Origin of the sequence: Acinetobacter sp. YWS30-1 (assembly GCF_033558715.1) — a bacterium.
Taxonomy (GTDB): Bacteria; Pseudomonadota; Gammaproteobacteria; order Pseudomonadales; family Moraxellaceae; genus Acinetobacter.
The window spans coordinates 129,785-154,742 of the sequence record NZ_CP114606.1 but is presented as its reverse complement, the minus strand read 5'-3'; the positions used below and the strand labels follow the sequence as shown (position 1 = coordinate 154,742).

The following is a 24,958-nucleotide window of genomic DNA, read 5'->3' as shown; positions in this document are numbered from 1 at the left end:
CAAATACCTTTCTTTACCTGACTGGCAAAAAAATCAGGCCAATGTGCTAAAAGCACCAAATTTCACATAATTCCTGCTGATAAATTGCTCAAAATTATCATTTCAGCATTCTCTATGGCAAAAGCCACCAATTCTATTAATATACATGTGTACACCTAGTTACAATTATTTAAGTTGTTGTTTTAAATTAATTTTTAATCCTATTTTATGGCAGATAGAACTTTGGTCGTATTTTTAATACAACAGGCTTAGCTCTAAAAATAGACAATATAAGAAACGATCAGTTTCCATCTGACAATGTCTAAATCCTTTTGGCAGCTGGTCTATTTGCACTGCTAGATAGGAGTTATAAAAATGAAACTCGATGAATCAATTGCTCAGCTTCCCGCACAGACTCAGCAATTCCATCGCCAATATGGTGCTAATGCCTTATTACCCAGCATCGACTGGACGCAAATGTTTAAATACAGCAAACTCGACGATACCCAGATTCAGGCACTTGAAACCCTGTATCAGCATGCGGTTCCTTTAGCCCTGCAAGTTTTTGATGAACTGCATTTTGATGTCTTTGAACCTTATGCCTACAAACCGCAAGGTTTAGGTTTATTTGAACGTTTGGCTGAACAGGAAAACAAGCTGATTGAATCTCTGGAAGCAGAAGCTGAAGATTTACCTGTACAAACCCGTCATCAGATCTGGAGTATGCTGCTGCGTGGTGGTGCCGTACTGGTCTTTAAAGCGTGGCTCGGCAAAGTGAAAAATGAAGAAGATTGCCTGGATACCACCCAGTTTGATGAACTCTCTGACTTGCTCTTTATCAAAACCTGCCCGCATGAACTGGCAGAGCACCTACAGGTCGATCCGAATAGCACAGACGAGCATGTATTCCTGATGTATGAAGATGAAGTTTATCTGGACCGTTTTAACAGTCTGGAAACTGCTGCCCTGTTTGTAGACTTAGGTGTGTATGATGCGACTTTCCTGAGTCTGCGTGATGATCGCGTAGCAGAATACCTGATCTCCAAAGGCTATGTCACTCAAGAACAGATTGATGAACTGCAATCCGCACTGAATCCAATGTTCTGTACCGATGTCACCCAAAAACAGGATTATATTGCTTAATCTGGCAATATATTCGCAATAAAAAAGACCTCAGATGAGGTCTTTTTTATTTTGTAAGTTAAATCCCTTACATTTTCTTTTCTTCAATATTCAAGGCATTGATAGCAAGCACCGCCTGGGTACGGTTTTGTACACCCAGCTTACGGAAGATTGCTGTTACGTGCGCTTTAATAGTGGCTTCAGAGACATCCAGTTCATAAGCAATCTGTTTGTTCAGCAGGCCTTCAGCTACCATCATCAAGACACGGAACTGTTGCGGTGTCAGTGACTGAATCCGTTCTGCCAATGCAGTTTCATCTGCAGCACGCGGATCGAAATTCATGTTGGCTGGCAGATTGGGTGGTAACCAGATTTCACCTTCGAGGACTTCACGAATCGCTTCACCAATATGGCTTGGATGCGCAGATTTTGGAATATAGCCCATCGCACCATGTGCAATTGCACGCTGGATAATGCTGGCTTCTTCGTGAGCAGAAACGACAATAATTGGAATCGAAGGATATTGTGCGCGGACATGGACCAGAGCAGAAAAGCCCGATGCACCTGGCAGGTTTAAATCCAGAAGGACAAGATCAGGCTCAGGACCATTTTCTAGACGTTCATAAAATTCATTGACTGCTGCAGTTTCATGAATCTGCGCTTGTGGCAGACTATAACGAACAGCTTGGATCAGAGCATGACGAAACAGTGGATGATCATCAACGATTAAAATATTCATAGGACGTGAGAGAGATCTTGTGCACAGTAGCTCCTATTCTAACCACACAAGCCAGTTTATGGATATGCAAGATCACCAATTTTTTAAATAATGTGGAGTTTTTCTTTAATTTTTTTAAATTTTGGCTTATTTCAATAATTCTTTAATTCTCATCACTTTTTTATATATGATTTATTCCTATTCTGCATAGCTTATCTTTATTCAATATAAATATAGTTATCAGCTATTTATCCAGCTCTATCCGTTTCAGAAGCACATTTTCCGCTTATATAGAAAAATCAGATAACTTTTCAGCATTTCGTTATTTTACACCTACTGCGGCAATCGGGATTAATAGGGTCATTCCGAGCTTAACCATTTTTAGGTACTTCACATGTCCCATTTTTCCGAGCAAAAACCTTTAAATATCGTGGCTGTTTCTGGCGGCCTGAATCACCCCTCTAAAACCGAAGCATTGGTTCAAGCCATTCTGGATGAACTGGGTGAAGCGACGCCAATCAATGTACATTTCATTAAATTTAGCGAAATCGGCCAGCTTTTAGGTGGTGCAATTTACCGTAACCAGTTACCGCAACGCGTGCAGGATGATCTGGCAGCCGTTGAAGCAGCAGATGCCCTGATTGTTGGTACGCCTGTTTACCGCGCTTCATTTACGGGCCTGTTCAAGCATTTCTTTGACTTCGTAGAACAAACGGCGCTGGTAGATGTACCGGTTCTTTTAGCAGCTTCTGGTGGTAGTGACCGTCATGCGCTGGTTCTTGAGCACCAATTACGCCCATTATTCAGCTTCTTCCAGGCACAAACCTTACCAATCGGGGTATATGCCACAGATCGTGACTTTACGCCTGAATACACCATTCACAGCGAATTACTCCGTGCCCGTATTACCCTGGCAGTGGCTCGTGCCCTACCGATCCTTGAATGGGCGCCAGCAAAGGGGCAGCGTGCTGAGGTCATTAAAGAAAAATCTCAGCAAGCCAACCAGAGCCTAGGCATCAACAAGCAAATCGAACAGGAAGAAGTTTTACCTTCAGCTGCAGTGCCAAGCCTGGATGCCGCAGAATCCCGTTTGCACAGCAAGAAAGTGCCAAAGACTCAAGTGGCTTAATGGCCACTTCATTCAGAGGGTAAGAATAATGTCACAAGATAAAAATATTGTATTTGCTTACTGGGTTCCAAATGTCAGTGGCGGTCTGGTGGTTAGCGATATCGAACAGCGTACGGACTGGAGCTATGACTACAATGTCCGTCTGGCGCAAACTGCTGAGAAAGCAGGTTTTGATTATGCCCTGACCCAGATCCGTTTTACTGCGGGCTATAACGCTGAAAACCAGCATGAATCAGTCAGCTTCAGTCACGGCATCCTGGCAAAAACTGAACGCTTAAAAGTGATTGCCGCGATCTTGCCGGGCCCGTGGAAGCCTGCGCTGGCAGCGAAGCAGCTGGCCACCATTGACCATCTCACCAACGGCCGAATTGCGATTAATGTCGTAAGTGGCTGGTTCCGTGGCGAGTTTGATGCAATTGGTGAAGAATGGCCGGAACATGATGAACGTTATGCACGTTCAGAAGAATTTATTCGCAGCCTGAAAGGGGTCTGGACTCAAAATAATTTCAGTTTTGATGGTAAATACTACCAGTTCAAAGACTATACCTTGAGTCCAAAACCGCTACAGAAACCGCATATTGAAATCTTCCAGGGGGGAAGTTCTCGGGCAGCGCGCGATATGGCATCTCGCGTGTCTGACTGGTACTTCACCAATGGCAATACACCGGAAGAGCTGAAAAAACAGATCGATGATATTCGTGAAAAAGCCAAAGCAAATAATCACTCTGTGAAAATTGGCGTAAATGCATTTGTGATTGCACGTGATACCGAAGAGGAAGCGCAAGCAGTACTGCGAGAAATCGTGGCCAAGGCCAATGTTCAGGCGGTGAAATCTTTCGGTGAGGCAACGCGTGAAGCGGGCGCAGCCAGTAAGGAAGGCGAAGGTAACTGGGCCAAATCTACGTTTGAAGATCTGGTGCAATATAACGATGGCTTCCGTACCAACCTGATCGGTACACCTCAGCAGATTGCGGAACGTATCATCGAACTGAAAAAAGTTGGTGTTGATCTGGTTCTTTCAGGCTTCCTGCACTTTATTGAAGAAGTGGAATACTTCGGTGAAAAAGTCTTGCCACTCGTGCGTGAACTCGAAACGCAGCAAGCTGAACAGCAACAAGAAGAACAAGAAGCTGAGCTCGTTTAAACTATAATAATGCTCAGCATAACGATTCATTCCCTCAAGGCTCGGCTTGAGGGATTTTTTTTGTGCAACACAGTGTTCTCGGCATAGAGATAGCCGCCTGCTTCATTCTTGACTAGAATGAAGCCAAACCCGATGAGATAGAAATTTAAATTATGTATACCGGTATCGTACAAGGCTTGGAAAAAGTCGTGGATATTCGCCAGGGCAATGGCTTCATTACCATTATCGTGAGCAACGAAAATCAGTTTTTTCAGGATATCTTTATTGGCGCCAGTGTTGCGATCAACGGCGTCTGCCTCACCGTAACGACTATTGATCAGAAGCTAAACCAGATTCACTTCGATATCTCCGATGTAACCCTTGCCCTCACCACCTTAAAATCTCTTCAAGTAGGTGATGAAGTGAATGTCGAACGCTCTGCCAAAGTCGGTGCAGAAAATGGCGGGCATAATCTGTATGGGCACATCGAAGGCACAGCAATCATTAAAAATCTGGAACATCGGGGTGAAACCTACCATATCGATATTCAGATCCCGGATGGCAATATCAAATACTTTTTCCTGAAAGGGTTTATTGGTCTGAACGGCTGCAGCCTGACCATCAATCGCGTCGATCGCGCCAATAGTGAAATTTCGATTGATCTGATTCCCGAAACTTTGCGTCTGACCAACTGGAAAAATGCCAAAGTAGGTGATGAAGTCAATTATGAAATTGACCAGACCACGCGTACCTTGGTGGATACCTTAGAAAATATTCACCAGCGTTAAATGAAAGAGCCGCTTATACCATAGGCGGTTTTTTAACTGATCATTCTGCCCATATCTACGTTTCTATACAGAATTTTCAGGTGGAATGAATAAAATAATCTGATTCCGATTCAGAACGTTATTCCCATGCAGTTGATCTGGTTCCGCCAAGACCTCCGTATACATGACCATGCCGCACTCTGGCATGCTACTCAGCAAGGACCTTGCATTGCGCTAGCAGTCCTCTCTCCCGAACAATGGCAACTGCATCAGGATGCCCGGATCAAAACTGATTTTTATCTGCGCCGGCTCAAATATTTAAAACAGCAGCTACAGCAACTGAATATCCCGCTGATTATATTGAATATTCCTTTATGGGAAAATTTGGCGTCAGAAATATTGAATCTATGTCAAACCCTGAAGATTGAAAACCTGCATGCCAATATCGAAGTTGGCGTCAATGAACTGGAACGTGATGCTCAGGTGCAGCAATTACTAGAACAGCAGCAAATCAGGATCGAGCTCTATCATGACCACACCCTGTTTCCCCTCGGCAGTATCCGGAACCAGTCCAATCAACCCTATCAGGTCTATAGTGCCTTTAAGAAAAAGTGCTATGAACGGCTAATTCTGGATGTACCCACCTGCTATCCTGAGATTGAAACTCAAGATCCAATCCAATTATCAACTAAGCTCCCCAATGTTGATCTTGAAAAATTCTCAGCGGATTATGTGGTAGAGCATGCTGCCCAACTTTGGCCTGCAGAGGATCAAGCTGCCTTGGATCTGCTCGATGATTTTATCGAGGACAAAATGGCTCATTATAAAACCGACCGTGATCTGCCAGCAGTTGATGGTACCAGCCGCCTCTCCCCTTATCTGAATATCGGTGTTATTTCAGTTCGCCAATGTATGCAAGCTCTTTTTCAGGATGGCTATTTCCAGATTGAGGATGTGGGTCAGCAGACCTGGTTAGATGAACTCTTGTGGCGGGAATTCTATCTACAGACCCTGTTTGATTTTCCACGTGTCTCCAAACACCAACCATTTAAGCAAAATACCCATAAGATCCAATGGCGCAATGCCCCCGAAGATCTAGCTGCCTGGCAGCAAGGCCAGACCGGAATTCCAATTGTCGATGCTGGCATGCGGCAAATGCTGGCAACTGGCTGGATGCATAACCGGGTCAGGATGATTACTGCGATGTTCCTGTGTAAGAACTTGCTGATCGACTGGCGACTGGGTGAAAGCTGGTTTATGCAGCACCTGATTGATGGCGATCTGGCTGCGAATAATGGCGGCTGGCAATGGTGCGCATCAACCGGCATGGATGCTGTGCCCTACTTCCGGATTTTTAATCCGGTCAGCCAGTCCCTGAAGTTTGATCCCAATGGAGACTATATCCGCCAGTGGGTGCCTGAACTGGCGCATCTGGATGCCAAATCCATTCATGAACCTTATGCCAAAAATCCTGATCTGGAACTGGATTATCCAAAACCGATTGTAGATTTAAAAGCCTCTCGTGTACGAGCCATAGAAGCCTTTAAGCAGATTTAGAAGAAACTATCACTTCATCTAATATGAAAAGCCTCCAATATTGGAGGCTTTTTATTTTCATATTAAGAATAAAAACTTGGATCAGGCACTTTCCCGGTCAGTACCCATTCCCCAACTTCCTGATATTTATAATCTACCGGATCATGTAAGGTCTGGGTGCGAACATTACGCCAGAAACGGTCCAGATTCAGTTTGGCCGTGGTCGCACGCGCGCCCATCACCTGGAAAATATTCTGGGTGATATAGAGAGATGTATTGGTGGCCGCGATTTTGGCTATGGCAATCGCCACTGAAACTTCACCACGCTGCTCGGCAGTGAGATCATTGCCCAGATCCCACGCGGCCTGTAAGGTTTGAATCGCTTTATCTGCTAAGAGACGAACGCTTTCCAGCTGCACATAGAACTCGGCAAAATGCTTCTGGGTAAAGGGGTCATTCACTGCCTCTTCTACCAGTGATTTTGACCAGGCTTTTTGAGTCTGTACGGTTTGTTTGGCCACTTCAAACGCACCTTCTGCTACACCGAGGAACATGTGTACAAAGATCAATTGGGCAATTAAAGGACGTAAACTTGAATACGGCGTACTCAGTGGACCTGGATTTAACAGCAATTCATCTTCATGAATTTTGACCTGTTCAAAATGGCTGGTGCCGCTATCGGTCTGGCGTTGGCCCATATTGTTCCAGTCACCGAGAAAACTTACGCCCTTACGTGCTGTTGGAATCACCCCGATCAGTAATTTTCCAGCGTCGTTATAGCCTGAGCACAGTAAAATATCGGAATCAATGGAGCCAGAACAGAAGCTTTTATGCCCATCAAAAATATATTCTTTTTCAGCAATTTTTGTTGCGGTAGTTCGACGGTCCAGTGGATTTAAGGTATTGCCCCAGAACAGGTTTTCCCGAGCGGTCTGTTCAAACCATGGGCCATATTGTTCTGGTTGGGAAAATAATTGAACCGTTGCAATCAGCAAATGATGAAACCCATAAACATGTGCTAATGAACTATCAACTCGGGCAATAATTTGAATGGTTTTAAAAATTGTCTGCCAGTCTGCTTCCTGACCGCCGTACTGTTTCGGAATGGACAGGCCCAGTAAACCGCTCTGGCGAATCAGATCACGTTCGGCTTTAGGATTACCGCCCTGCTTGTCACGAACTGCGGCCGTTTGGGCAAAAGTTTCTGCCAGTTGCTGGGCAATTTGCAGTGGAGATTGATCTAGATATTGTTGTCGTACATTCATTCTTTTGACCTAAGTTCAGCATGGTTTTAGCTTAGCAGATTGCAGCTTGGCACTATATTCGAAAGCATGCAGAGCTTATTCCTGAGACAAAAATACCGGCAAATAATGCCGGTATTTGAACGTCTCAAACTTATGCTTGATTGCGCTGCACTTCAGCAATCAATTGATCCACGACTTGTGGCTCAGCCAGAGTCGAGGTATCGCCCAGACTGTCCAGTTCATTGGCAGCAATCTTTCTTAAAATCCGGCGCATAATTTTTCCTGAACGGGTTTTAGGTAAAGCGGGGGCCCAGTGCAAGGCATCTGGCGTTGCCACTGGCCCTAAAATTTTACGTACCCAAGCTACCAGTTCACCGCGCAGCTGTTCAGTACTTTCAGTCCCTGCCTGCAAGGTGACAAAGGCACAAATCCCCTGACCTTTGATGTCATGCGGCATACCGACAACCGCCGCTTCGGCAACTGCCTCATGTGCAACCAATGCACTTTCAATTTCTGCCGTACCCAGACGATGGCCTGAAACATTGAGTACGTCATCGACACGACCGGTAATCCAGTAATAGCCATCTTCATCACGACGTGCGCCGTCACCAGTAAAATAGGTACCCGGATAGGTCGAGAAATAGGCGTCAATAAAGCGGTCTGGGTCACCCCAGATGGTGCGCATCTGACCTGGCCAGGAATCCTTAATTACTAGATTCCCTTCTGCCACCCCTTCAATTTCCTTGCCTTCTGCATCGACAATGGCGGGTTGCACACCAAAGAATGGCCGGGTTGCAGAACCCGGTTTCAGGTCGGTCGCACCTGGTAAAGGCGTAATCATGAAGCCACCAGTTTCGGTTTGCCACCAGGTATCAATCACCGGACAGCGGCTTTCACCGACTACCGAGTAATACCAGTTCCAGGCTTCCGGGTTAATCGGCTCACCGACCGAACCTAAAATTCTCAGGCTGCTACGATCACTTTCCCGTACATAGGCATCCCCCTCACGCATCATGGCACGAATGGCTGTCGGTGCAGTATAGAGAATGGTCACATTGTGCTTGTCGACGATATGTCCGGTACGTGCCCAGCTCGGATATTGCGGCACTCCCTCGAACATGACCGTAGTCGTACCATTAGAGAGCGGACCATACAGTACATAGGAATGCCCGGTAATCCAGCCGACATCGGCAGTACACCAGAACACATCATCCTGTTTGATGTCAAAAACTTCGCGGAAGGTGCAATTCACATAAGTCAGATAACCGCCTGTGGTATGCAGTACGCCCTTAGGTTTTCCAGTTGAACCCGAGGTATACAGGATAAACAGCGGATCTTCCGCATTCATCGGCTCAGGCGGACAGATCTCATTGACGGTCATGATTTCCATGTGATACCAGAGATCACGCCCCTGTTGCATTTCTACCGGATTGCCGGTGCGATGTACAACGATGACATGTTCAATCGATTCGGTACCGGCAATTTTCAGGGCTTCATCGACATTGGCTTTCAGTGGAATGGCTTTACCACCACGCATGCCCGAATCTGCGGTAATCACCATTTTGGCCTGACTGTCTTCAATCCGGCTGGCCAGAGAATCAGGTGAGAAACCACCAAACACCACACAATGCACTGCACCAATCCGGGCACAGGCCAGCATGGCAATTGCGGCTTCCGAGACCATTGGCATATACAGCACCACCCGGTCGCCTTTTTTAATCCCGTTTTTTTTCAGGACATTGGCGAAACGACAGGTTTCATCATAAAGCTCGTGAAAAGAAATAATCTTGTGACGGGACGGATGGTCCCCTTCCCAGATAATCGCCGGTTTATAAGGATGTTCCTTAAGATGGCGATCCAGACAGTTGGCACTGACATTGAGCTGGCCATCTGCAAACCATTCAATTTTAAAATTGTCTTTATCAAAACTGGTATTTTTAACCTGGGTAAAAGGTTTGATCCAATCCAAGCGTTGTGCCTGTTCAGCCCAGAACTGATCCGGTTGTTCAATGGATTGCTGATAACGCTCAAAATACTCTGTATCAGTGGTACGTGCGGTTTTCTTAAATTCTGCTGGTACTGGATAGATTTCTTTCATTGTTCGCTTCCTTGATCTTGTTCTATCTCATCACGAGAGCTTGATGGCATTTTGTTGATTGTTTTTTATGCATAATGGCAGTATGTACTGCATATTTCAAATCCGACAATCATGCTTTCGTCGTAGATTATTTATTCAAATTCAATCAGAATAACTTCGGATAATGCTCAGCTATGGCCAAAGTCAGCTAGATATTGCTATCGTCAAATAAAATGAGTCGCCCACTCTCACTGTATTTTATACAAGCTTAGGATCTTGCCCATGAATTCAACTGAACCTTCCTATTTCCCTCCTCCTTTTCCTGCAGCAGATCATCCCTTATCGATCAGGGGCCGATTTGGACGTTTGAGTTTTATTGCCTGGTCTGCATTTTTACAGTTTATTTTCTTATGCAGCAGTATTGCGCTAGGTTTAAGTATTGATATTGTGAACATTGCCAGCCTATCAGTAGATTCAAACTGGCAAATCTCCCTGCACGGCCTGTCCAGCCTGTTTGCCTTAGCGATCATGCTGGTCTATCTGTATTTCGGTATTGTGATTACGGTACGACGCTTACATGATCTAGACCGCAGTGGCTGGTGGATGCTGCTATTCTTCGTGCCTTTGATCAATCTGTTTGTCTGGATTTATATCCTGCTTTTTCCAGGAACAAGAGGCAGCAATCAGTATGGCCCGATACGTACAAGCCCCGTCTGGGAAAAAATTGTGGCCTGGCTGGTAATCATTTTTACCGTACTCAGCCTGTTGGCGACGACTGCGTTATTCTCTTATATGAGTGAAGGTGAACCTTCAAGAATCCCAAGTGAAGTGAAACAAAAAACGACTGAGTTCTTTTAAGACAGTTGTGTCTGTTTTGCATAAATATATTGTGTATAAATTTCGCTGTTGTTAATTTTTTGCTGTAGTTGAGGCAAAATAAGCGAAATTTAAATTGTGGAGTTTTTGTGGCTGAGCAAGAGAATACTTTAAGCCAGGTAACTGAAGGGACGACTGAGCTCCTGCATCAGGCGACTGAAAAAACTGCCCAAACTGTGATCGAACATACCTCCAAGTACAATGATGCCTATAGCACCATTGACAAGATCATGGAGGGTTTCTGGGAGCGTGTGCCTTATTTCTGTATTGCGCTAACAGTCATTGTCATTTTCTGGTTACTGTCAAAACTGTTTAAGTTTTTTGTTCGTAAGACTTTAGAAAACCGTACTTATACCCGACAGAATCTGGTACTGGTGCTGAACCGTGTCGGTAGTACCGTGATTGTTTTCTTCGGTGTTTTAATCGGGCTGGTGATTGCAATTCCAGGTTTCACCCCAGGTCAGCTGATGAGTGCGCTTGGGATTGGTTCGGTGGCGATCGGTTTCGCATTTAAGGATATTTTCCAGAATCTGCTCTCAGGTGTACTGATTTTGCTGGGTGAACCTTTCAAGATTGGCGATGACATTATCGTGAATGGTCTGGAGGGTACCGTGGAAGATATCCAGATTCGTGCAACTTTTTTACGCTCGCCAGATGGTCGTCGTATCGTAATTCCAAATGCTACGGTCTATACCAGTGCAGTCACGGTGAATACTGCTTATACCCGTCGCCGCTGTGAATTTTCGGTCGGGATCGGTTATGAAGATGATATCCAGAAAGCCAAGGATATTATTACTGCAATTCTGGATAAAGATCCGACCATCCTGAGTCAACCTGCATTCAGCGTCAATGTGATTGCACTGGCAGACTTCTCGATTACCCTCAAAGCGTTATGGTGGGTTAATACCACTGAAACAGGCATAGGCACCTCAATCAGTGCCGTTCAGGAACGGGTGATTCAAGCCTTTGCTGAACATAACATTTCGATTCCATATCCGGTGCAGGAAGTGAAAGTCTATCGTGGTGATGGCCATGAAGATGCCTCAGCTCGCGCTAAACAGTCGACCTAAAACATATGAAATCGCCGTTTCAGTACGGAGAATACGGTTGCCAAGGCTCACTGCTTGGCAGCCGTTTTTTATGAGCAAATCAACTTCATACGGAATAAAGCCACCTTCGGGGCCAATGACAATCGTGCAAGGATGCTGAAGTGCATATGGCATCGGCTGTTCGGCATAAGGATGTGCAACAAAGGCTGGACAGTCTGCTGTAATGAGTCCCGGCAAAATATCTTCAACAAAAGGTTTAAAGCGTTTATACAGCTCAATTTTCGGAGCAAGCGTATCCCCTGCCTGTTCTAGCCCGAGATCGATATAATGATTCAGTTGCTGCAAAAATGGGGTCTGCCAATAGCTTTTATCCACCCGGTAGCTATGCAGTAAAATGATCTTTTCTACCCCCATGGTCACAGCATCCATGATCAGACGACGCAAAACTTTAGGACGTGGTAAAGCTACAATTAGAGTAACAGGCAGCTTTGCAGGAACTGATTCTTCTTGAATGGGTTTCAATACAACTGCTTTTTCAGAAATTTCGACAACTTCAGTTAAATACCGTTTCCCTTCTCGAATCCCGACTTTCAACGTATCGCCCACCTGAACCTCCAGGTGCTGTTGCAAATGTTCCAGCTGCCGCTTTGACGTAATTGACCATAGATCAGATTCGGTTTGGCGGGGATCAAGCAGGACGATATTCATAAAAAATTAACTCAACAAATCCATCACGGGATACGCGGAAACGTCATCCACAACTGTCCGAGGCAGGACTCTTTTTGCCTGATATAGGTTCTGCGATACCTCTGCAAAAAGATGGTATATGACGAGTTTTGTGGATGACAAATGGTTTTGTTACTTTTGCCGAAACAAAAGTAAAAGAAAGAAGAGTTCCTAGCATTAAATCTATAAAGATAAGGCTTAGTTTTAACCTTATACAGTCAATCCATGAAAATCAGCTTCTTCACAAATCAGAATATAATCAAAGATATTGATCAATCACCTGAATATGCCTTTCAAGTGAACCCTGATTTTGCTGCATCATCTTTTGAGCAGCAGTATTCAAGCTTTCAGCTTTAGCTGAATTATTCAAAATCTCTAGTAAAGTCTCAGCCGCCTGCGTGGCATCCTGCACCACTTCTACCGCATGCGCCTGCGCAAACTCATCTACAATTGTCTGAAAGTTAAAATAGTTTTTACCCAGAATCGTTGGAACATTTAGCGCAATCGGCTCCAGAATATTATGCCCACCACCTGGTTCATTCAAAGAGCCGCCAACATAACAGGCTTGGCTCAAGGCATACCACAGCCACATCTCGCCCATGGAATCTGCCAGATAAACCTGGGTATCTGCTTCAATATGTTGCCCCAAACTACGGCGCCGGATTGTTAAACCTAGTAACTGTGTCGCCTGAAACACCTCATCAAAACGTTCCGGATGACGTGGCACCACGATACAAACTAATGTCGAATCTGCATCCAGCGCAGATTTAAGTTCAGCCATCAATTGCTGCTCTTCTGGGGCATGTGTACTGGCGAGAGTGATAATTTTCCGACTTTGTAGAGACCATTCCTGTTTCAATTGGGCAGCATGATTAATAAATTGCTGCGGTGCCGTGATATCAAACTTAATATTGCCCAAGACCTGAGTTTTTTCTGAAGCTATACCTAGATCAATATAACGCTGCTGGGTTGCTGTATCCTGAGCCAAAAGGCCGGTTAAATTCTTAAGCATGCCACGGGTTAGGCCTTTGACTTTGCCATAGCCTTTGGCAGATTTTTCAGAAAGACGGGCATTCAATAATAGGCAACGCACATTAAAATTCGGTGCCTGGTCAATCAGATTTGGCCAGAGCTCGGTTTCCATCAATAACAGCAATTTAGGCTGATATTTTTGATAAAAATCACGAATCAGAGTTTTCTGGTCAGCTGGCAAATATACAGCCTGAAATAAGTCTAAATAAGGTTCTTTCAAGAAAAGTGATTTAGCACGTGCCTGCCCGGTCTTGGTGGTATTAGTCACTAGAACCGGATGCCCAAGTTTTAAGTAATGTTCAATTAAAGGTTGAGCGGCATTGGTTTCCCCTACGGATACCACATGAAACCAGATCGCTTGCAGATTTTTAGGGGACTGGAAAGGACCAAAACGTTCCAACAGTTCTTGTTCTAATTGTTCCGGACTGGTCGCACGTTTACGTATACGGGATTGATAAAGCGGTTTCGCTAGCGCCAAGGCTGCGTTATACCAGAATGGAGTAGCCACATTGCGCCCCAAAACAGATTCAATCGGCAAAATATAACAGAGCCACATCGACATGTTAATCGATGTGGCTCTTATTTCTAATTATTCTATGGTGCTTAATACCTTAACTTCTGCCAAAGTTGGATAATCAATATAACCTTCAGCCACCTGACTGCCGATCATATTTTCCATTTTCAGCTCATTAAGCGGTGCATTATCAAGCAAACGTTCGTATAGATCAGGATTTGCAATGTAGGCTTTACCAAATGCGACTGCATCTGCCTTTTCAGCTGCCAACAGCTCAATCGCATCTTCACGACTCAGTTGCATATTGGCAATATAAGGTACTCCACCTGAACGCTCTTTCATATATTCGGAAATACTGTCTTCAGCCAGATATTCACGGGTAAAGAAGAAGGCAATCTTGCGCTTGCCCAGTTGCTCCATGGCATAACCAAATGTTTCACGTGGATCATTGTCGCCCATGTCATGGTCATCACCACGCGGCGCAAAATGTACCCCTACTCGATCCGCACCCCATACTTCAATCAGTGCATCAGTTGCCTCTAGCAGGAAACGTGTACGGTTTTCGACTGAACCGCCATATTCATCCTCACGCTGATTGGTTTTGCTTTGCAAGAACTGGTCAATCAGATAACCATTGGCAGCATGTAATTCAACACCGTCAAAACCGGCTTCTTTGGCACGAATCGCGGCTTGCTTGTATTGCTCGGTAATTGCGTGAATTTCAGAAACTTCTAAAGGACGTGGCGTAACGTATGGACGCTTTGGACGTAACAAGCTGACATGACCCGCCTGTTGTACTGCACTTGCAGAGACTGGTGTTTCACCATTTAACAGATCCGGATGCGATACACGACCAACATGCCAAAGCTGGGCAACAATCAGACCGCCCTTCTCATGAACCGCTTGAGTGACCTTTTTCCAGCCTTCGACCTGAGCATCGGTAAACAATCCTGGAGTATTTAAATAGCCATTGGCTTCTTCAGAAATCACTGTAGCTTCAGAAATGATCAGGCCAGCACTTGCACGTTGCGCATAGTATTCAACCATCATTGGGGTTGGAACACGATCAGCAGTTGCACGGCTACGGGTCAGCGGCGCCATGATGACACGGTTTTTAAGCTTTAACGCACCAAGCGTTAAAGGAGAATTTAATTCAGCCATCGTTACTCCCACCTGTTAAAGGTGTTGTTGTAGGTGTTCGATAAATTGCTGAATCAAAGTTTCATTGCGGGAGAAATATGACCACTGTCCATGCTTGGTCGCAGTGATCAGGCCAGCCTGCTGTAATACCGACAGGTGATTGGACATGGTGGACTGGGAAACCTGGCCCAAACGTTCAATTTGACCTGCACAGACCCCACGTTGAAAGCCACCACACTCTTCCGCAGACAGATATTGCTCCGGAGATTTTAACCACTCCAGAATTTGTCGACGGGTCGGATTGGCTAAGGCTTTAAAAATTAGATCAAGGTCCATAGGCACATCACAATCAGTGGCGCAACGAAACCTCATTCAGCATCTGCGACCATTATATCGTATTTTTTCGATTTATATATCGAATAATTTAGATATAAGAGTCACAGTCTGTTAAAGCTTTGTTACGCCAGCTTTTAAACGATTTCTTACAGGCCCTGTTTCAGGCTTGCTTCGATAAATTTGTCCAGATCACCGTCCAGAACTGCGCCAGTATTGGAATTTTCCACACCTGTACGCAAATCCTTGATACGTGAATCATCAAGGACATAAGAACGAATCTGGCTACCCCAGCCAATATCGGACTTGGAATCTTCCAATGCCTGTGCAGCTTCATTACGTTTATTCATTTCCAGCTCATACAGCTTGGCACGCAGCTGCTTCCAGGCATGGTCACGGTTGGCATGTTGTGAACGCTGGTTCTGACACGCCACCACAATACCGGTTGGAATGTGGGTTAAACGCACTGCAGAGTCAGTTTTGTTAATGTGCTGACCACCCGCGCCTGACGCACGGTAGGTATCGGTACGGACATCTGAAGGATTGATTTCAATTTCGATATTGTCATCTACTTCAGGTGAGACAAACACGGCAGAAAATGACGTATGACGACGGTTGCCCGAGTCAAATGGTGATTTACGCACTAAACGGTGTACACCAGATTCGGTACGCAACCAGCCATAAGCATACTCACCTTCGACACGAATCGTCGCAGATTTAATCCCGGCAACATCCCCATCAGATTCTTCCATCAGTTCAGCTTTAAAACCATGACGTTCGATCCAGCGCATGTACATACGTAGCAGCATAGATGCCCAGTCCTGTGCTTCGGTACCGCCGGAACCTGCCTGAATTTCCACATAGCAAGGGTTTGGATCCATCGGGTTGCTGAACATACGACGGAACTCAAGCTTCGCCAGTTCTTCTTCAGCCGCATTCAGCTCAGCCTGCACATCTTCCAGCATGGCCTCTTCATCTGCTTCAACCGCAAGGTCGAGCATCGCTTGAGCATCTTCGAGCTGGGTGGTTAAGCCGTCCAGTACATTAAGTACATTTTCAAGCTCACCTTTTTCTTTGGCCATGGCCTGAGCACGACTCTGGTCATTCCAGATCGCCGGGTCTTCTAATTCACGCAGGACTTCTTCTAAACGCTCTTTTTTCAGATCGTAGTCAAAGATACCCCCGTAGTGTTTGACCACGTTCGTTTAAGTCTTTTAATTGGTTTAGATACGGATTAATTTCCACGTGAATTACTCTCAATCAAAATTAGGTATAAATTCTTAGGTCAATATTATATCACAGTCTATTTCGCCAATTTATAGCGATAAATCCATCTTTAAAGCTAAGCAAGAAAATGTCACTAGCACATTTTTTAATTACAAAATTTGTCAGCCCGATAAAATAGCTAAATATTATTTTTAATACTTTCTCATTCTATTCTTAAATATATTTCGCTGTATTTTTATACTCAGTTTTTGATTCATTTTAAAACCCTAAAACCCCTACAAAATAAGATAAAAAATAGCATTTTCAATACATTCCACAATATCTACACACTTTTAATAAAACAAAACATTTCATTTTTAGTTTTTAAATTCAATTAGTTATTAAATGAAAATTACATAATATTACCTTATTCACAATGCAGTAACTTTCCTTTGATTGACGATTATTAGAATTGGTCTAGACTTAAAGTTGTAACAAAAAGTGTATTAATTTTAGCCATATTTTCAGAGGGGAGTATCCGCATGAAAAAACTAGCAATCGCTTCAGCATTACTTTCAGCCGTAGCTCTTACAGGTACAGCAGCTCATGCTTATCAAGCGGAAGTGGGTGCATCTGCAGGATTAGTTGATCCTGACAATGGTAGCTCAAGCGGCTCTTTTGGTGTTGATGGCACATATTACTTTAATCCAGTTGAAACACGTAATGCACCATTAGCCGAAGCAGCCTTCCTTGACCGTGCGAGTAATGTGAAAGCTGAGTATGAATACCGAGAAGTTGGTGATTCTGAAGCGCATCGTTATGGTGTAGGCGCAGAGTACTTCGTACCAAATTCAGATTTTTACTTAAGTGGTAAAGTAAGTGGCCATGATCTGCAAGATAATGATGAGTTTGATAACGATCTAACTACTTATGCTGCAGAAGTAGGTTATTTACCTGCACCAGGTCTGTTAATTGCAGCAGGTGTGAAAGGTTGGGATAATGACCAGGACGACGGTGTAGATCCAACATTACGTGCTAAATATGTGACTACCTTGAGCAATGGTAAAGACATTAACCTTGAAGCTGGTGCTGCCTTTGGCGACCTGGATGAGTACAATTTAAAAGCTGACTACTTCATCGATAAAACTTTAAGTGTTGGTGCTGACTACCATAACAATGATCTGACAGATCGTAGTGAGTTTGGTGTAAGCGCTCGTAAATTCTTTAATGAACAAGTGAGCTTAGAAGGTCGTGTAGGCTTTGGCGAACAGTTTAACCGAGATTACAACTCATTTGGTGTAGCTGCGAAATACCGCTTCTAATCCAGAGTGAGAAATTTCAATATAAAAAACCCATCTTCGGATGGGTTTTTTATTGCACTTTAAACAAGCATTTAGGTAGTTTTTGCACATTGACGGGGCGATTATTATCTGTACAATTTGTTACAACTGTTAATAAAACAGCCATATTTTATAACAAAGAGAGAAAATCTAAATGTTTAAGAAACTTGCTCTTGCTACAGCACTTCTTGCTAGCCTAGGAACTGCACATGCTTACCAAGCTGAACTTAATGTCGGGTATGAAAACACTGACTTTGAAAATAATCTAGGTGGATTTGAACTTGACTCTGATGGGGATTTATTTTTTGTTAACGGTAAATACTACTTAAATACCGTAAATACTAAAAATGCTCCTTTAGCTGAAGCTGCCTTTTTAAATAAAGCTAGTAATATTGGTTTAGGATACGTTAATGCTCAAAATGAATTGAGCGAAGCTGGTATTAATGCAGAAGAAGAGTTTGAGATTATTGGTGTTAATGGTGAATTCTTTATTCCTAACTCTCAATTTTATATTTCTGGTAGTTTAAACCAAGTGGATTATACAGCTAGCGCACGTGCTCCTGGGTTTACTTATGATGAATCTGATGACACTACTGGCTATTCTTTAGAAGCTGGTTACTTACCAGTTAATGGGTTATTGTTGGCTCTAGGAGTTGCTAAAGAAAGTGTAGATCCTATGCTTGCTTCTAAAATTGGATTTGCTAGCACCCTTGGTTACGGTGTAGCTGTAGGTGAAGACACCGCTGTTTCTTTGCGAGCTAAATATGTGACTCAAATTGGTAATCATTTTACTAATTTCGAGGGAGTAACATATTTCGGTGATGAAACTGCTTATCGTTTAGCTGCTGATCTTTATATTGATCCTACACTTAGCGTTGGTGTTTCTTTTGCTGACTCTACTGCTGATGAATCAGATACTATTTTTAGTGTTCGTACTCAAAAATTCTTTACCCCTGCAATTGCAGCTGGCGTTAACTACACAACTACTGACGGTGCTGACTCTTTCGGTATTAACGGTACTTTCCGCTTCTAATCCCTCCGATTAAAAGCAAAAAAACCGCTCACTTGAGCGGTTTTTTTATTTGAATAATTTATTGTTCCAGATGAGCAATTCGCATTTGCAGGCTAACATTGCCATTAAAGACATTTTTATCCAGTTCATAGACCAGACGAACATGCTGCTTCATCGGATCAAACTTGTATTTATCGATGGCACTAAAGGCAATCGCATCCACAACCTGTCCATTCTCTAAGGCAACACGTAATTTCAGATGTACATCCTTGAGCCAGCGGTAATCCAGAATCTTAAAGATGCCTTCAAAAATCGGTTGAGGAAACTTTTGTCCCCATGGACTTAAGTTTTGCAGTAAATCGACCGTTTCAATTTGGAAAGCTGATGCCGGTAGTTCCCCATCAGTCCACAGCGTAGCGGTAAATAGGCTTTCATCCATCTCTGCAATCAGCTGTTCAAAGACCTGTTTAAATTCAGCAAAATGCTGCTTTTTAATGGTTAATCCCGCTGCGGCCGCGTGCCCACCAAAATGGCTAACCAGATGCGGATACTGCTCTGCTATCCGTTCAATACTATCCCGGATATGAATCCCTTCAATGGAACGTGCTGAACCTTTGATATGAATCCCATCTTCATCTGCTGCGAACACAATACTTGGACGATGGAACTGTTCTTTTAAACGCCCCGCCACAATCCCGATCACACCCTGATGCCAGTGCTGTTCAAACATGATCAGCGCGGCTGGCAAAGTATTCTCATCCAGCTGGATTTTTTCCAATTCAGTCAAAGCTTCTTGCTTGATTTTGCCTTCTACCTGACGACGTTCGACATTGAGTTTATTCAGCTGTTCTGCGAGTGGATAAGCGGTTGCCAGATCCGGAGCAAGCAAACACTCGATCCCGATATCCATGGTTTCCATACGACCCGCTGCATTAATGCGTGGGCCAAGCACAAAACCCAGATCCTGCACTTTGAGCGTAGCTGCATCACGACCAGCAATCTCTAGCAAGGCACTGATGCCAGGTCGGCAAAGATGATGTTGAATCCGTTTTAAGCCGGCATCCACCAGAATACGGTTGTTATAGTCCAGACTTGCGACATCTGCATAAGTACCTAAAGCGACCAGATCCAGATAATTGGTAATAACCGTTGAAGATTTACCCAACTTTTTACGATGAGTCGATAGATTTGCCAGAACATAAAAAGCTACCCCTACACCTGCCAAAGCCTTACTTGGAAAATCACAACCCAGCTGATTGGGATTGACCACAGCCTCTGCTGCAGGTGTAGGCTTGGTAGTTAAGTGGTGATCGGTAATAATCACCTGCATACCATGATCTTGCGCCTGTTTCACGCCTTCATGACTGGAAATCCCGTTATCCACTGTGATTAAAAGATCCGGCGTAAAATTGGCAAAAGCCAGATCCGCAATCGCAGGTGTCAGGCCATAACCATACTTAAACCGGTCAGGAACCAGATAGTCGACATGAGCACCCATATCACGCAGAGCAAGTACCATCAGTGTGGTACTGGTCGCCCCATCAGCATCATAGTCACCGACAATTACGATTTTCTGGCCGGCATCTATAGCCTGATCAATCAGCTGGACCGCTTCCGTTAAGCCTTTCATGGTCGGAGCCAGCAGATGCTTGAGTTTCAGCTCCAGCTCCTGTTCAGATTCCACGCCACGGCGTGCCAGAATGTTAGCTACAAATGAAGGCACGCCCTGAAAAGATTCAGGGCGTGTCAGTAAAGGTCTTTGCTTGATTTCAAGTTTAGGCATTGTTATGGCATCAATCGTTGTAGTTTCCACGCCCCATCGATTTTTTCATAACTCAGGCGGTCATGTAAACGGTTGGGGCGCCCCTGCCAGAATTCATAATAATCTGGCTGCAAACGATAGCCGCCCCAGAATCCCGGTTTATCCAGTTCTTCCTGATTAGCGACCTGTTGATGCAAATCCCAGAAACGTTGCTGTAGTTCTTCACGACTCACAACCACACCGCTTTGCGGGGTACTGATATGTGCAGCGATCTGACTTTCGCGCGGACGTTTATGATAATAATCAGTCGATTCTTCTTCCGAAATTTTAATTACCTTACCGCTAATCCGGATCTGACGTTCCTGTTCCTGCCAGTAAAACAGCAATTCTGCATACGGGTTTTCGGCCAGATCCAGACCTTTTTGACTGTCATAATTGGTATAGAAATCATAACCCGCTTCAGTGGCACCACGCAGCAACACTGTACGCACATGCGGACGACCTTGTGCATTTGCAGTTGCCAATGACATGGCATAAGGTTCATGCAGCTGTGCAGCAAGGGCATGGTTAAACCACTGCAAAAACTGCATATGCGGATTGGGATTGACCTGATCTTCATGTAGCTCGCCTTTTTGGTAGTTCAGACGCAGTTCACTTAGATCCTTAATCAGATCGCTCATTCACTCTTCCCCCATTTAAGCGGCGTTGGCACGTACCGCATCAGCCAATGAATTTGCCAGTGTGGTTACCTCTGCAAGATCCTCGCCTTCCACCATGACACGGATCACCGGTTCAGTCCCTGACTTACGGATCAGTAAACGGCCACGGCCTTTGAGCTGCTCTTCAGCTTTGCTAAACTCTGCAGTCAAAGCAGGCACTGAGTACGGGTCAAACATGGTATTCAGACGTACATTCACCAAGACATTCGGCAATAATTTAAAGTCAGCCACTAACTCATGTAGCGCTTTCTTCTGCTCGACCATCACGGTTAAGACTTGTAGTGCAGCAATAATCGCATCGCCTGTGGTGCTCTTGTCTAAAGTCAGGATATGACCTGATGGCTCGCCACCAATCGACCAGTCTTTTTCTTCCAGACCTTGCAGTACATAACGGTCACCGACTTTGGCACGTAGCAGCTCTACCCCAGCTTTCTCGAGGGCCAGTTCCAGCGCCATATTGCTCATCAAGGTACCAACAATCCCAGCTGGCTTATTTTTTGCCTGAGTCGCAAGAATATACAGAATATGATCACCGGTAATTTGCTCACCGTTTTTATCGACCATAATCACGCGGTCAGCATCACCATCGAAGGCTATGCCTAAATCAGCACCATGCTCAACCACTGCTTTTTGCAGATTTTCCGGATGAGTTGAACCACAGTTCTCATTGATATTCAGACCGGTCGGTTCATCATAGATGGAAATAACCTTAGCACCCAGTTCACGGAAAACCGCAGGGCCAACGCTATAAGCTGCACCATTGGCACAGTCAACGACAATGGTTAAATCATTCAGGTCTAAATGGTATGGGAAAGTCGACTTACAGAATTCGATATAACGGCCATTGGCATCTTTCACACGGAAACTTTTACCCAAGTTCGCGTTATCTTCAATTACTAGTTCTTTTTCCAGTTCCTGGTTGATCTCATCCTGCAAAGCATCAGGCAGTTTTTTACCTTCACTCGAGAAAAACTTAATGCCGTTATCGAAATACGGATTGTGTGATGCAGAAATGACAATACCGAGGCTGGCATGCAAAGCACGGGTCAAATGGGCAATGGCCGGGGTTGGCAAAGGTCCAAGCAGATGCACATAAACACCTGCCGCATTGAGTCCTGCCTGTAGCGCAGATTCCAGAATATAACCAGATAAACGGGTATCTTTACCCAGTACCACCAATGGTTTGCTTTTTTTGCTATTTCGTTTTAATACTTTTCCTGCCGAAAAACCTAATTTCAGGGCAAATTCAGGTGTAATCGGTAACTCACCAAATTTTCCACGAATACCATCGGTACCAAAATAACTCATGCTTTGTCTCACTTCTTAGCGGGTGATTTACATCATCCTTTTTCATTGTGCAACACTGTACACCAAAACAAAAAAGCCGTCATGAGGATGACGGCTTTTTTAGAGTAAACAATCAGCGAAAGTTAACCCATACGGTAGTTTGGCGCTTCTTTGGTGATGGTTACATCATGCACGTGAGACTCAGACATACCGGCAGATGTGATTTTCACAAACTTGGCATTTTGACGAAGATCATCAATCGTTGCAGAACCAGTATAGCCCATAGAAGAACGCAGACCGCCCATCATCTGATGCACGATATTGCCCATTGGGCCTTTGTACGGTACGCGACCTTCAATACCTTCAGGAACCAGTTTTTCAGCACCGGCTTTAGAATCCTGGAAGTAACGGTCAGCAGAACCAGTTGCACCGGCCATCGCACCCAAAGAACCCATACCACGGTAAGCCTTGTAGTAACGGCCCTGGAAGAATTCAACTTCGCCCGGTGCTTCTTCAGTACCGGCCATCAGTGAACCCACCATGATGGTACTTGCACCAGCGCCAATCGCTTTTGCCATATCTCCAGAGAAACGGATACCACCATCAGCAATCAATGGAATCTGTTCTTTCAATGCACGTGCAACAGAATCAATTGCAGAGATTTGTGGCATACCAATACCAGCCACAATACGAGTTGTACAGATTGAGCCAGGACCAATCCCCACTTTTACGGCGTCCGCACCCGCATCAAGCAAGGCAAGCGCAGCATCACCAGTGGCGATATTACCGCCAATCACTTGAACTTGTGGGTAGTTCTGTTTGACCCAGCGTACACGCTCGATCACACCCGCAGAGTGACCATGTGCAGTGTCCACAACGATCACATCTACACCAGCATCAACCAGTGCTTCTACACGGCTTGGTGTTTCAGCGCCAGTACCAACTGCTGCACCTACACGTAGACGACCTAGATCATCTTTACAGCTATTTGGATAAAGTTCCGCTTTACGGAAATCAGTTACCGTGATCAAGCCTTTTAATTCATTGTTTTCGCCAACAACGATCACTTTTTCAATACGGTTTTTTTGCAATAAGGCCTGAATGTTTTCTTTCGATTCGCCTTCACGCACAGTCACCAGACGGTCTTGGCCAGTCATGATATTGCTAACCGGCTGTTCCAGATTGGTTTCAAAACGTGTATCACGACCTGTCACGATACCAACCACTTTACCGTCTTTAACCACGGGTACGCCACTGATGTTATTCGCTTGAGTTACAGCGATCAGTTCACGTACTGTAGTTTCTGGGGTAACTGTGATCGGATCTTTCACCATACCGGCTTCAAATTTTTTCACACGGCGTACTTCTGCGGCCTGGGCAGCAATATCCATGTTCTTGTGCAGAATACCGATACCGCCATTTTGTGCCATCGCAATTGCCATACGTGACTCAGTCACAGTATCCATAGCTGCTGAAACAAGTGGGATATTCAGGTTAATGCCGCGAGTCAGGCGTGTCTTTAGAGAGACATCTTTTGGGAGAACAGTAGAGTAGGCAGGGAGTAATAGGACATCATCGAAGGTTAACGCGTCTTGAACGATGGTCAACATAACAGTCTCACTGGTAATTTCCGTGCGCTATTATAAACAAATTTAGCTCTAAATTTCATTGCAATTGCAAAATTTATTTTGTCTAAATCTGGACTTAGATTTAATCCGAATATCTAAACCTGTAAATTTGACTATTCAATCAACAATTTAAATATGCCAGAGTAGTCATCATATTTATTTGCTTTACAAAATCCCTTACTAATTTTTTCTCCCATAAAAAAAGCAGAGTCCATACCCTGCTTTTTAAATCTTGAGTTTGAATTTAGCTCACCCGTTCGAAATTATCATCATTTTCGGCTTCATCCGGCTCAATCTGGATGAATGGAATCATATTGTGTGCCATCCGTGCTTTATTGCACTGGGCATCAGCGATCTGCACTTCTTTACAGGATGAGCTACGTAGCTCGTACATGCCGCAACTCACCTGCTCGCCAATCTTGCCTTCTAGCGCAACACAGCGCGGATTTTTCTGATTGGTTCCCGCCATGCATGAATAGACCGAGGTGACAGGCTCAGTATAGTGCTCAGGCATGGGAATCCCCTCTGCCCAATAAAATGAAACCCTGAAATAGGCGCAACATGCGCCACAACTTAAACATGCATCTTGTGTAGGAACTTGAGACAACATTTCTTATAAATTCTCGTCATCAAAAACAG

The 24,958-nt window shown here is 44.5% G+C and carries 22 protein-coding genes; 9 read left to right on the top strand and 13 right to left on the bottom strand.

Annotation, left to right across the window (positions count from 1 at the left end):
* Positions 1-354: 354 nt before the first annotated feature.
* Positions 355-1,122, top strand: a complete 768-nt coding sequence (locus O4M77_RS00720; RefSeq protein ID WP_166139501.1) for a hypothetical protein — start codon at positions 355-357, stop codon at positions 1,120-1,122.
* 67 nt (positions 1,123-1,189) lie between these two features.
* On the opposite strand, the gene O4M77_RS00715 is transcribed toward O4M77_RS00720, so the two are convergent.
* Positions 1,190-1,840 carry a response regulator gene (locus tag O4M77_RS00715; protein ID WP_004781530.1) on the bottom strand — a complete coding sequence of 217 codons (651 nt, stop codon included), beginning with the start codon at positions 1,838-1,840 and terminating at the stop codon, positions 1,190-1,192.
* Positions 1,841-2,213: 373 nt separating this feature from the next.
* On the opposite strand from O4M77_RS00715, the gene msuE reads away from it, so the two are divergent.
* The 4 genes from msuE to O4M77_RS00695 all read left to right on the top strand — a co-directional run bounded on the left by msuE (position 2,214) and on the right by O4M77_RS00695 (position 6,395).
* Entirely contained in the window at positions 2,214-2,948 is a 735-nt protein-coding gene (gene msuE / locus O4M77_RS00710; protein WP_166139499.1) for an FMN reductase, read from the top strand.
* Between the two features lie 28 nt (positions 2,949-2,976).
* Positions 2,977-4,092, top strand: coding sequence for a dimethylsulfone monooxygenase SfnG (gene sfnG / locus O4M77_RS00705; protein WP_323713672.1), 1,116 nt, complete (start codon positions 2,977-2,979; stop codon positions 4,090-4,092).
* A 152-nt stretch (positions 4,093-4,244) separates the two neighbouring features.
* A complete protein-coding gene (locus O4M77_RS00700; RefSeq protein WP_323713671.1) occupies positions 4,245-4,859 on the top strand; it encodes a riboflavin synthase subunit alpha in 615 nt (204 codons plus the stop codon).
* Between the two features lie 126 nt (positions 4,860-4,985).
* Positions 4,986-6,395, top strand: coding sequence for a deoxyribodipyrimidine photo-lyase (locus tag O4M77_RS00695; RefSeq protein ID WP_323713670.1), 1,410 nt, complete (start codon positions 4,986-4,988; stop codon positions 6,393-6,395).
* A gap of 62 nt (positions 6,396-6,457) precedes the next feature.
* Here the strand turns inward: O4M77_RS00695 and O4M77_RS00690 are convergent, their stop codons facing one another.
* A complete protein-coding gene (locus O4M77_RS00690) occupies positions 6,458-7,639 on the bottom strand; it encodes an acyl-CoA dehydrogenase family protein (RefSeq protein WP_323713669.1) in 1,182 nt (393 codons plus the stop codon).
* 130 nt (positions 7,640-7,769) lie between these two features.
* On the bottom strand, positions 7,770-9,716 hold the full coding sequence (gene acs / locus O4M77_RS00685; protein WP_323713668.1) for an acetate--CoA ligase: 1,947 nt from the start codon (positions 9,714-9,716) through the stop codon (positions 7,770-7,772).
* Positions 9,717-9,977: 261 nt separating this feature from the next.
* Here acs and O4M77_RS00680 point away from each other — a divergent pair, with 261 nt between their 5' ends.
* Positions 9,978-10,553 (top strand): DUF805 domain-containing protein, encoded by a 576-nt coding sequence (locus tag O4M77_RS00680; RefSeq protein WP_034170236.1) that lies wholly within the window; start codon positions 9,978-9,980, stop codon positions 10,551-10,553.
* A gap of 107 nt (positions 10,554-10,660) precedes the next feature.
* Positions 10,661-11,641, top strand: a complete 981-nt coding sequence (locus tag O4M77_RS00675) for a mechanosensitive ion channel family protein (RefSeq protein WP_159123798.1) — start codon at positions 10,661-10,663, stop codon at positions 11,639-11,641.
* On the opposite strand, the gene O4M77_RS00670 is transcribed toward O4M77_RS00675, so the two are convergent.
* The 5 genes from O4M77_RS00670 to prfB form a co-directional block, all read right to left on the bottom strand.
* A complete protein-coding gene (locus O4M77_RS00670) occupies positions 11,615-12,328 on the bottom strand; it encodes a 16S rRNA (uracil(1498)-N(3))-methyltransferase (RefSeq protein ID WP_180017255.1) in 714 nt (237 codons plus the stop codon). The two genes, O4M77_RS00675 and O4M77_RS00670, sit on opposite strands and share 27 nt — an antisense overlap.
* A gap of 277 nt (positions 12,329-12,605) precedes the next feature.
* On the bottom strand, positions 12,606-13,886 hold the full coding sequence (locus O4M77_RS00665) for a 3-deoxy-D-manno-octulosonic acid transferase (RefSeq protein ID WP_323714076.1): 1,281 nt from the start codon (positions 13,884-13,886) through the stop codon (positions 12,606-12,608).
* Positions 13,887-13,967: 81 nt separating this feature from the next.
* Positions 13,968-15,053 (bottom strand): alkene reductase, encoded by a 1,086-nt coding sequence (locus O4M77_RS00660; RefSeq protein WP_323713667.1) that lies wholly within the window; start codon positions 15,051-15,053, stop codon positions 13,968-13,970.
* A gap of 15 nt (positions 15,054-15,068) precedes the next feature.
* Positions 15,069-15,368, bottom strand: coding sequence for an ArsR/SmtB family transcription factor (locus tag O4M77_RS00655; protein ID WP_121979733.1), 300 nt, complete (start codon positions 15,366-15,368; stop codon positions 15,069-15,071).
* A 146-nt stretch (positions 15,369-15,514) separates the two neighbouring features.
* Positions 15,515-16,610, bottom strand: a protein-coding gene (gene prfB, locus O4M77_RS00650) for a peptide chain release factor 2 (protein ID WP_104426741.1) whose coding sequence is annotated in 2 segments (ribosomal slippage) — positions 15,515-16,537 and positions 16,539-16,610 — 1,095 coding nt in all. Because the reading frame shifts where the segments join, the coding sequence is not laid out codon by codon here.
* Between the two features lie 503 nt (positions 16,611-17,113).
* Here prfB and O4M77_RS00645 point away from each other — a divergent pair.
* Both O4M77_RS00645 and O4M77_RS00640 read left to right on the top strand, forming a co-directional pair.
* On the top strand, positions 17,114-17,893 hold the full coding sequence (locus O4M77_RS00645; RefSeq protein ID WP_323713666.1) for a putative porin: 780 nt from the start codon (positions 17,114-17,116) through the stop codon (positions 17,891-17,893).
* A gap of 172 nt (positions 17,894-18,065) precedes the next feature.
* Entirely contained in the window at positions 18,066-18,944 is an 879-nt protein-coding gene (locus O4M77_RS00640; RefSeq protein WP_323713665.1) for a putative porin, read from the top strand.
* Between the two features lie 58 nt (positions 18,945-19,002).
* Here the strand turns inward: O4M77_RS00640 and recJ are convergent, their stop codons facing one another.
* From recJ to O4M77_RS00615, 5 genes are all read right to left on the bottom strand, one after another.
* Positions 19,003-20,706 (bottom strand): single-stranded-DNA-specific exonuclease RecJ, encoded by a 1,704-nt coding sequence (gene recJ / locus O4M77_RS00635; RefSeq protein ID WP_323713664.1) that lies wholly within the window; start codon positions 20,704-20,706, stop codon positions 19,003-19,005.
* Between the two features lie 2 nt (positions 20,707-20,708).
* A complete protein-coding gene (gene pdxH / locus O4M77_RS00630; RefSeq protein ID WP_313482628.1) occupies positions 20,709-21,365 on the bottom strand; it encodes a pyridoxamine 5'-phosphate oxidase in 657 nt (218 codons plus the stop codon).
* A gap of 15 nt (positions 21,366-21,380) precedes the next feature.
* Positions 21,381-22,712 carry a phosphoglucosamine mutase gene (glmM, locus tag O4M77_RS00625; protein ID WP_323713663.1) on the bottom strand — a complete coding sequence of 444 codons (1,332 nt, stop codon included), beginning with the start codon at positions 22,710-22,712 and terminating at the stop codon, positions 21,381-21,383.
* Between the two features lie 122 nt (positions 22,713-22,834).
* Complete coding sequence (gene guaB / locus O4M77_RS00620) at positions 22,835-24,301, bottom strand: IMP dehydrogenase (protein ID WP_034170242.1); 1,467 nt, start codon at positions 24,299-24,301, stop codon at positions 22,835-22,837.
* 262 nt (positions 24,302-24,563) lie between these two features.
* Entirely contained in the window at positions 24,564-24,929 is a 366-nt protein-coding gene (locus tag O4M77_RS00615; RefSeq protein WP_166137458.1) for a YkgJ family cysteine cluster protein, read from the bottom strand.
* Between the last annotated feature and the right edge of the window lie 29 nt (positions 24,930-24,958).

Coding starts and splice junctions, on each gene's coding strand:
- O4M77_RS00720 (WP_166139501.1), top strand. CDS start 355: ATGAAACTCGATGAATCAATTGCTCAGCTTCCCGCACAGACTCAGCAA.
- O4M77_RS00715 (WP_004781530.1), bottom strand. CDS start 1,840: ATGAATATTTTAATCGTTGATGATCATCCACTGTTTCGTCATGCTCTG.
- msuE (WP_166139499.1), top strand. CDS start 2,214: ATGTCCCATTTTTCCGAGCAAAAACCTTTAAATATCGTGGCTGTTTCT.
- sfnG (WP_323713672.1), top strand. CDS start 2,977: ATGTCACAAGATAAAAATATTGTATTTGCTTACTGGGTTCCAAATGTC.
- O4M77_RS00700 (WP_323713671.1), top strand. CDS start 4,245: ATGTATACCGGTATCGTACAAGGCTTGGAAAAAGTCGTGGATATTCGC.
- O4M77_RS00695 (WP_323713670.1), top strand. CDS start 4,986: ATGCAGTTGATCTGGTTCCGCCAAGACCTCCGTATACATGACCATGCC.
- O4M77_RS00690 (WP_323713669.1), bottom strand. CDS start 7,639: ATGAATGTACGACAACAATATCTAGATCAATCTCCACTGCAAATTGCC.
- acs (WP_323713668.1), bottom strand. CDS start 9,716: ATGAAAGAAATCTATCCAGTACCAGCAGAATTTAAGAAAACCGCACGT.
- O4M77_RS00680 (WP_034170236.1), top strand. CDS start 9,978: ATGAATTCAACTGAACCTTCCTATTTCCCTCCTCCTTTTCCTGCAGCA.
- O4M77_RS00670 (WP_180017255.1), bottom strand. CDS start 12,328: ATGAATATCGTCCTGCTTGATCCCCGCCAAACCGAATCTGATCTATGG.
- O4M77_RS00660 (WP_323713667.1), bottom strand. CDS start 15,053: ATGGCTGAATTAAATTCTCCTTTAACGCTTGGTGCGTTAAAGCTTAAA.
- O4M77_RS00655 (WP_121979733.1), bottom strand. CDS start 15,368: ATGGACCTTGATCTAATTTTTAAAGCCTTAGCCAATCCGACCCGTCGA.
- O4M77_RS00645 (WP_323713666.1), top strand. CDS start 17,114: ATGAAAAAACTAGCAATCGCTTCAGCATTACTTTCAGCCGTAGCTCTT.
- O4M77_RS00640 (WP_323713665.1), top strand. CDS start 18,066: ATGTTTAAGAAACTTGCTCTTGCTACAGCACTTCTTGCTAGCCTAGGA.
- recJ (WP_323713664.1), bottom strand. CDS start 20,706: ATGCCTAAACTTGAAATCAAGCAAAGACCTTTACTGACACGCCCTGAA.
- pdxH (WP_313482628.1), bottom strand. CDS start 21,365: ATGAGCGATCTGATTAAGGATCTAAGTGAACTGCGTCTGAACTACCAA.
- glmM (WP_323713663.1), bottom strand. CDS start 22,712: ATGAGTTATTTTGGTACCGATGGTATTCGTGGAAAATTTGGTGAGTTA.
- guaB (WP_034170242.1), bottom strand. CDS start 24,301: ATGTTGACCATCGTTCAAGACGCGTTAACCTTCGATGATGTCCTATTA.
- O4M77_RS00615 (WP_166137458.1), bottom strand. CDS start 24,929: ATGTTGTCTCAAGTTCCTACACAAGATGCATGTTTAAGTTGTGGCGCA.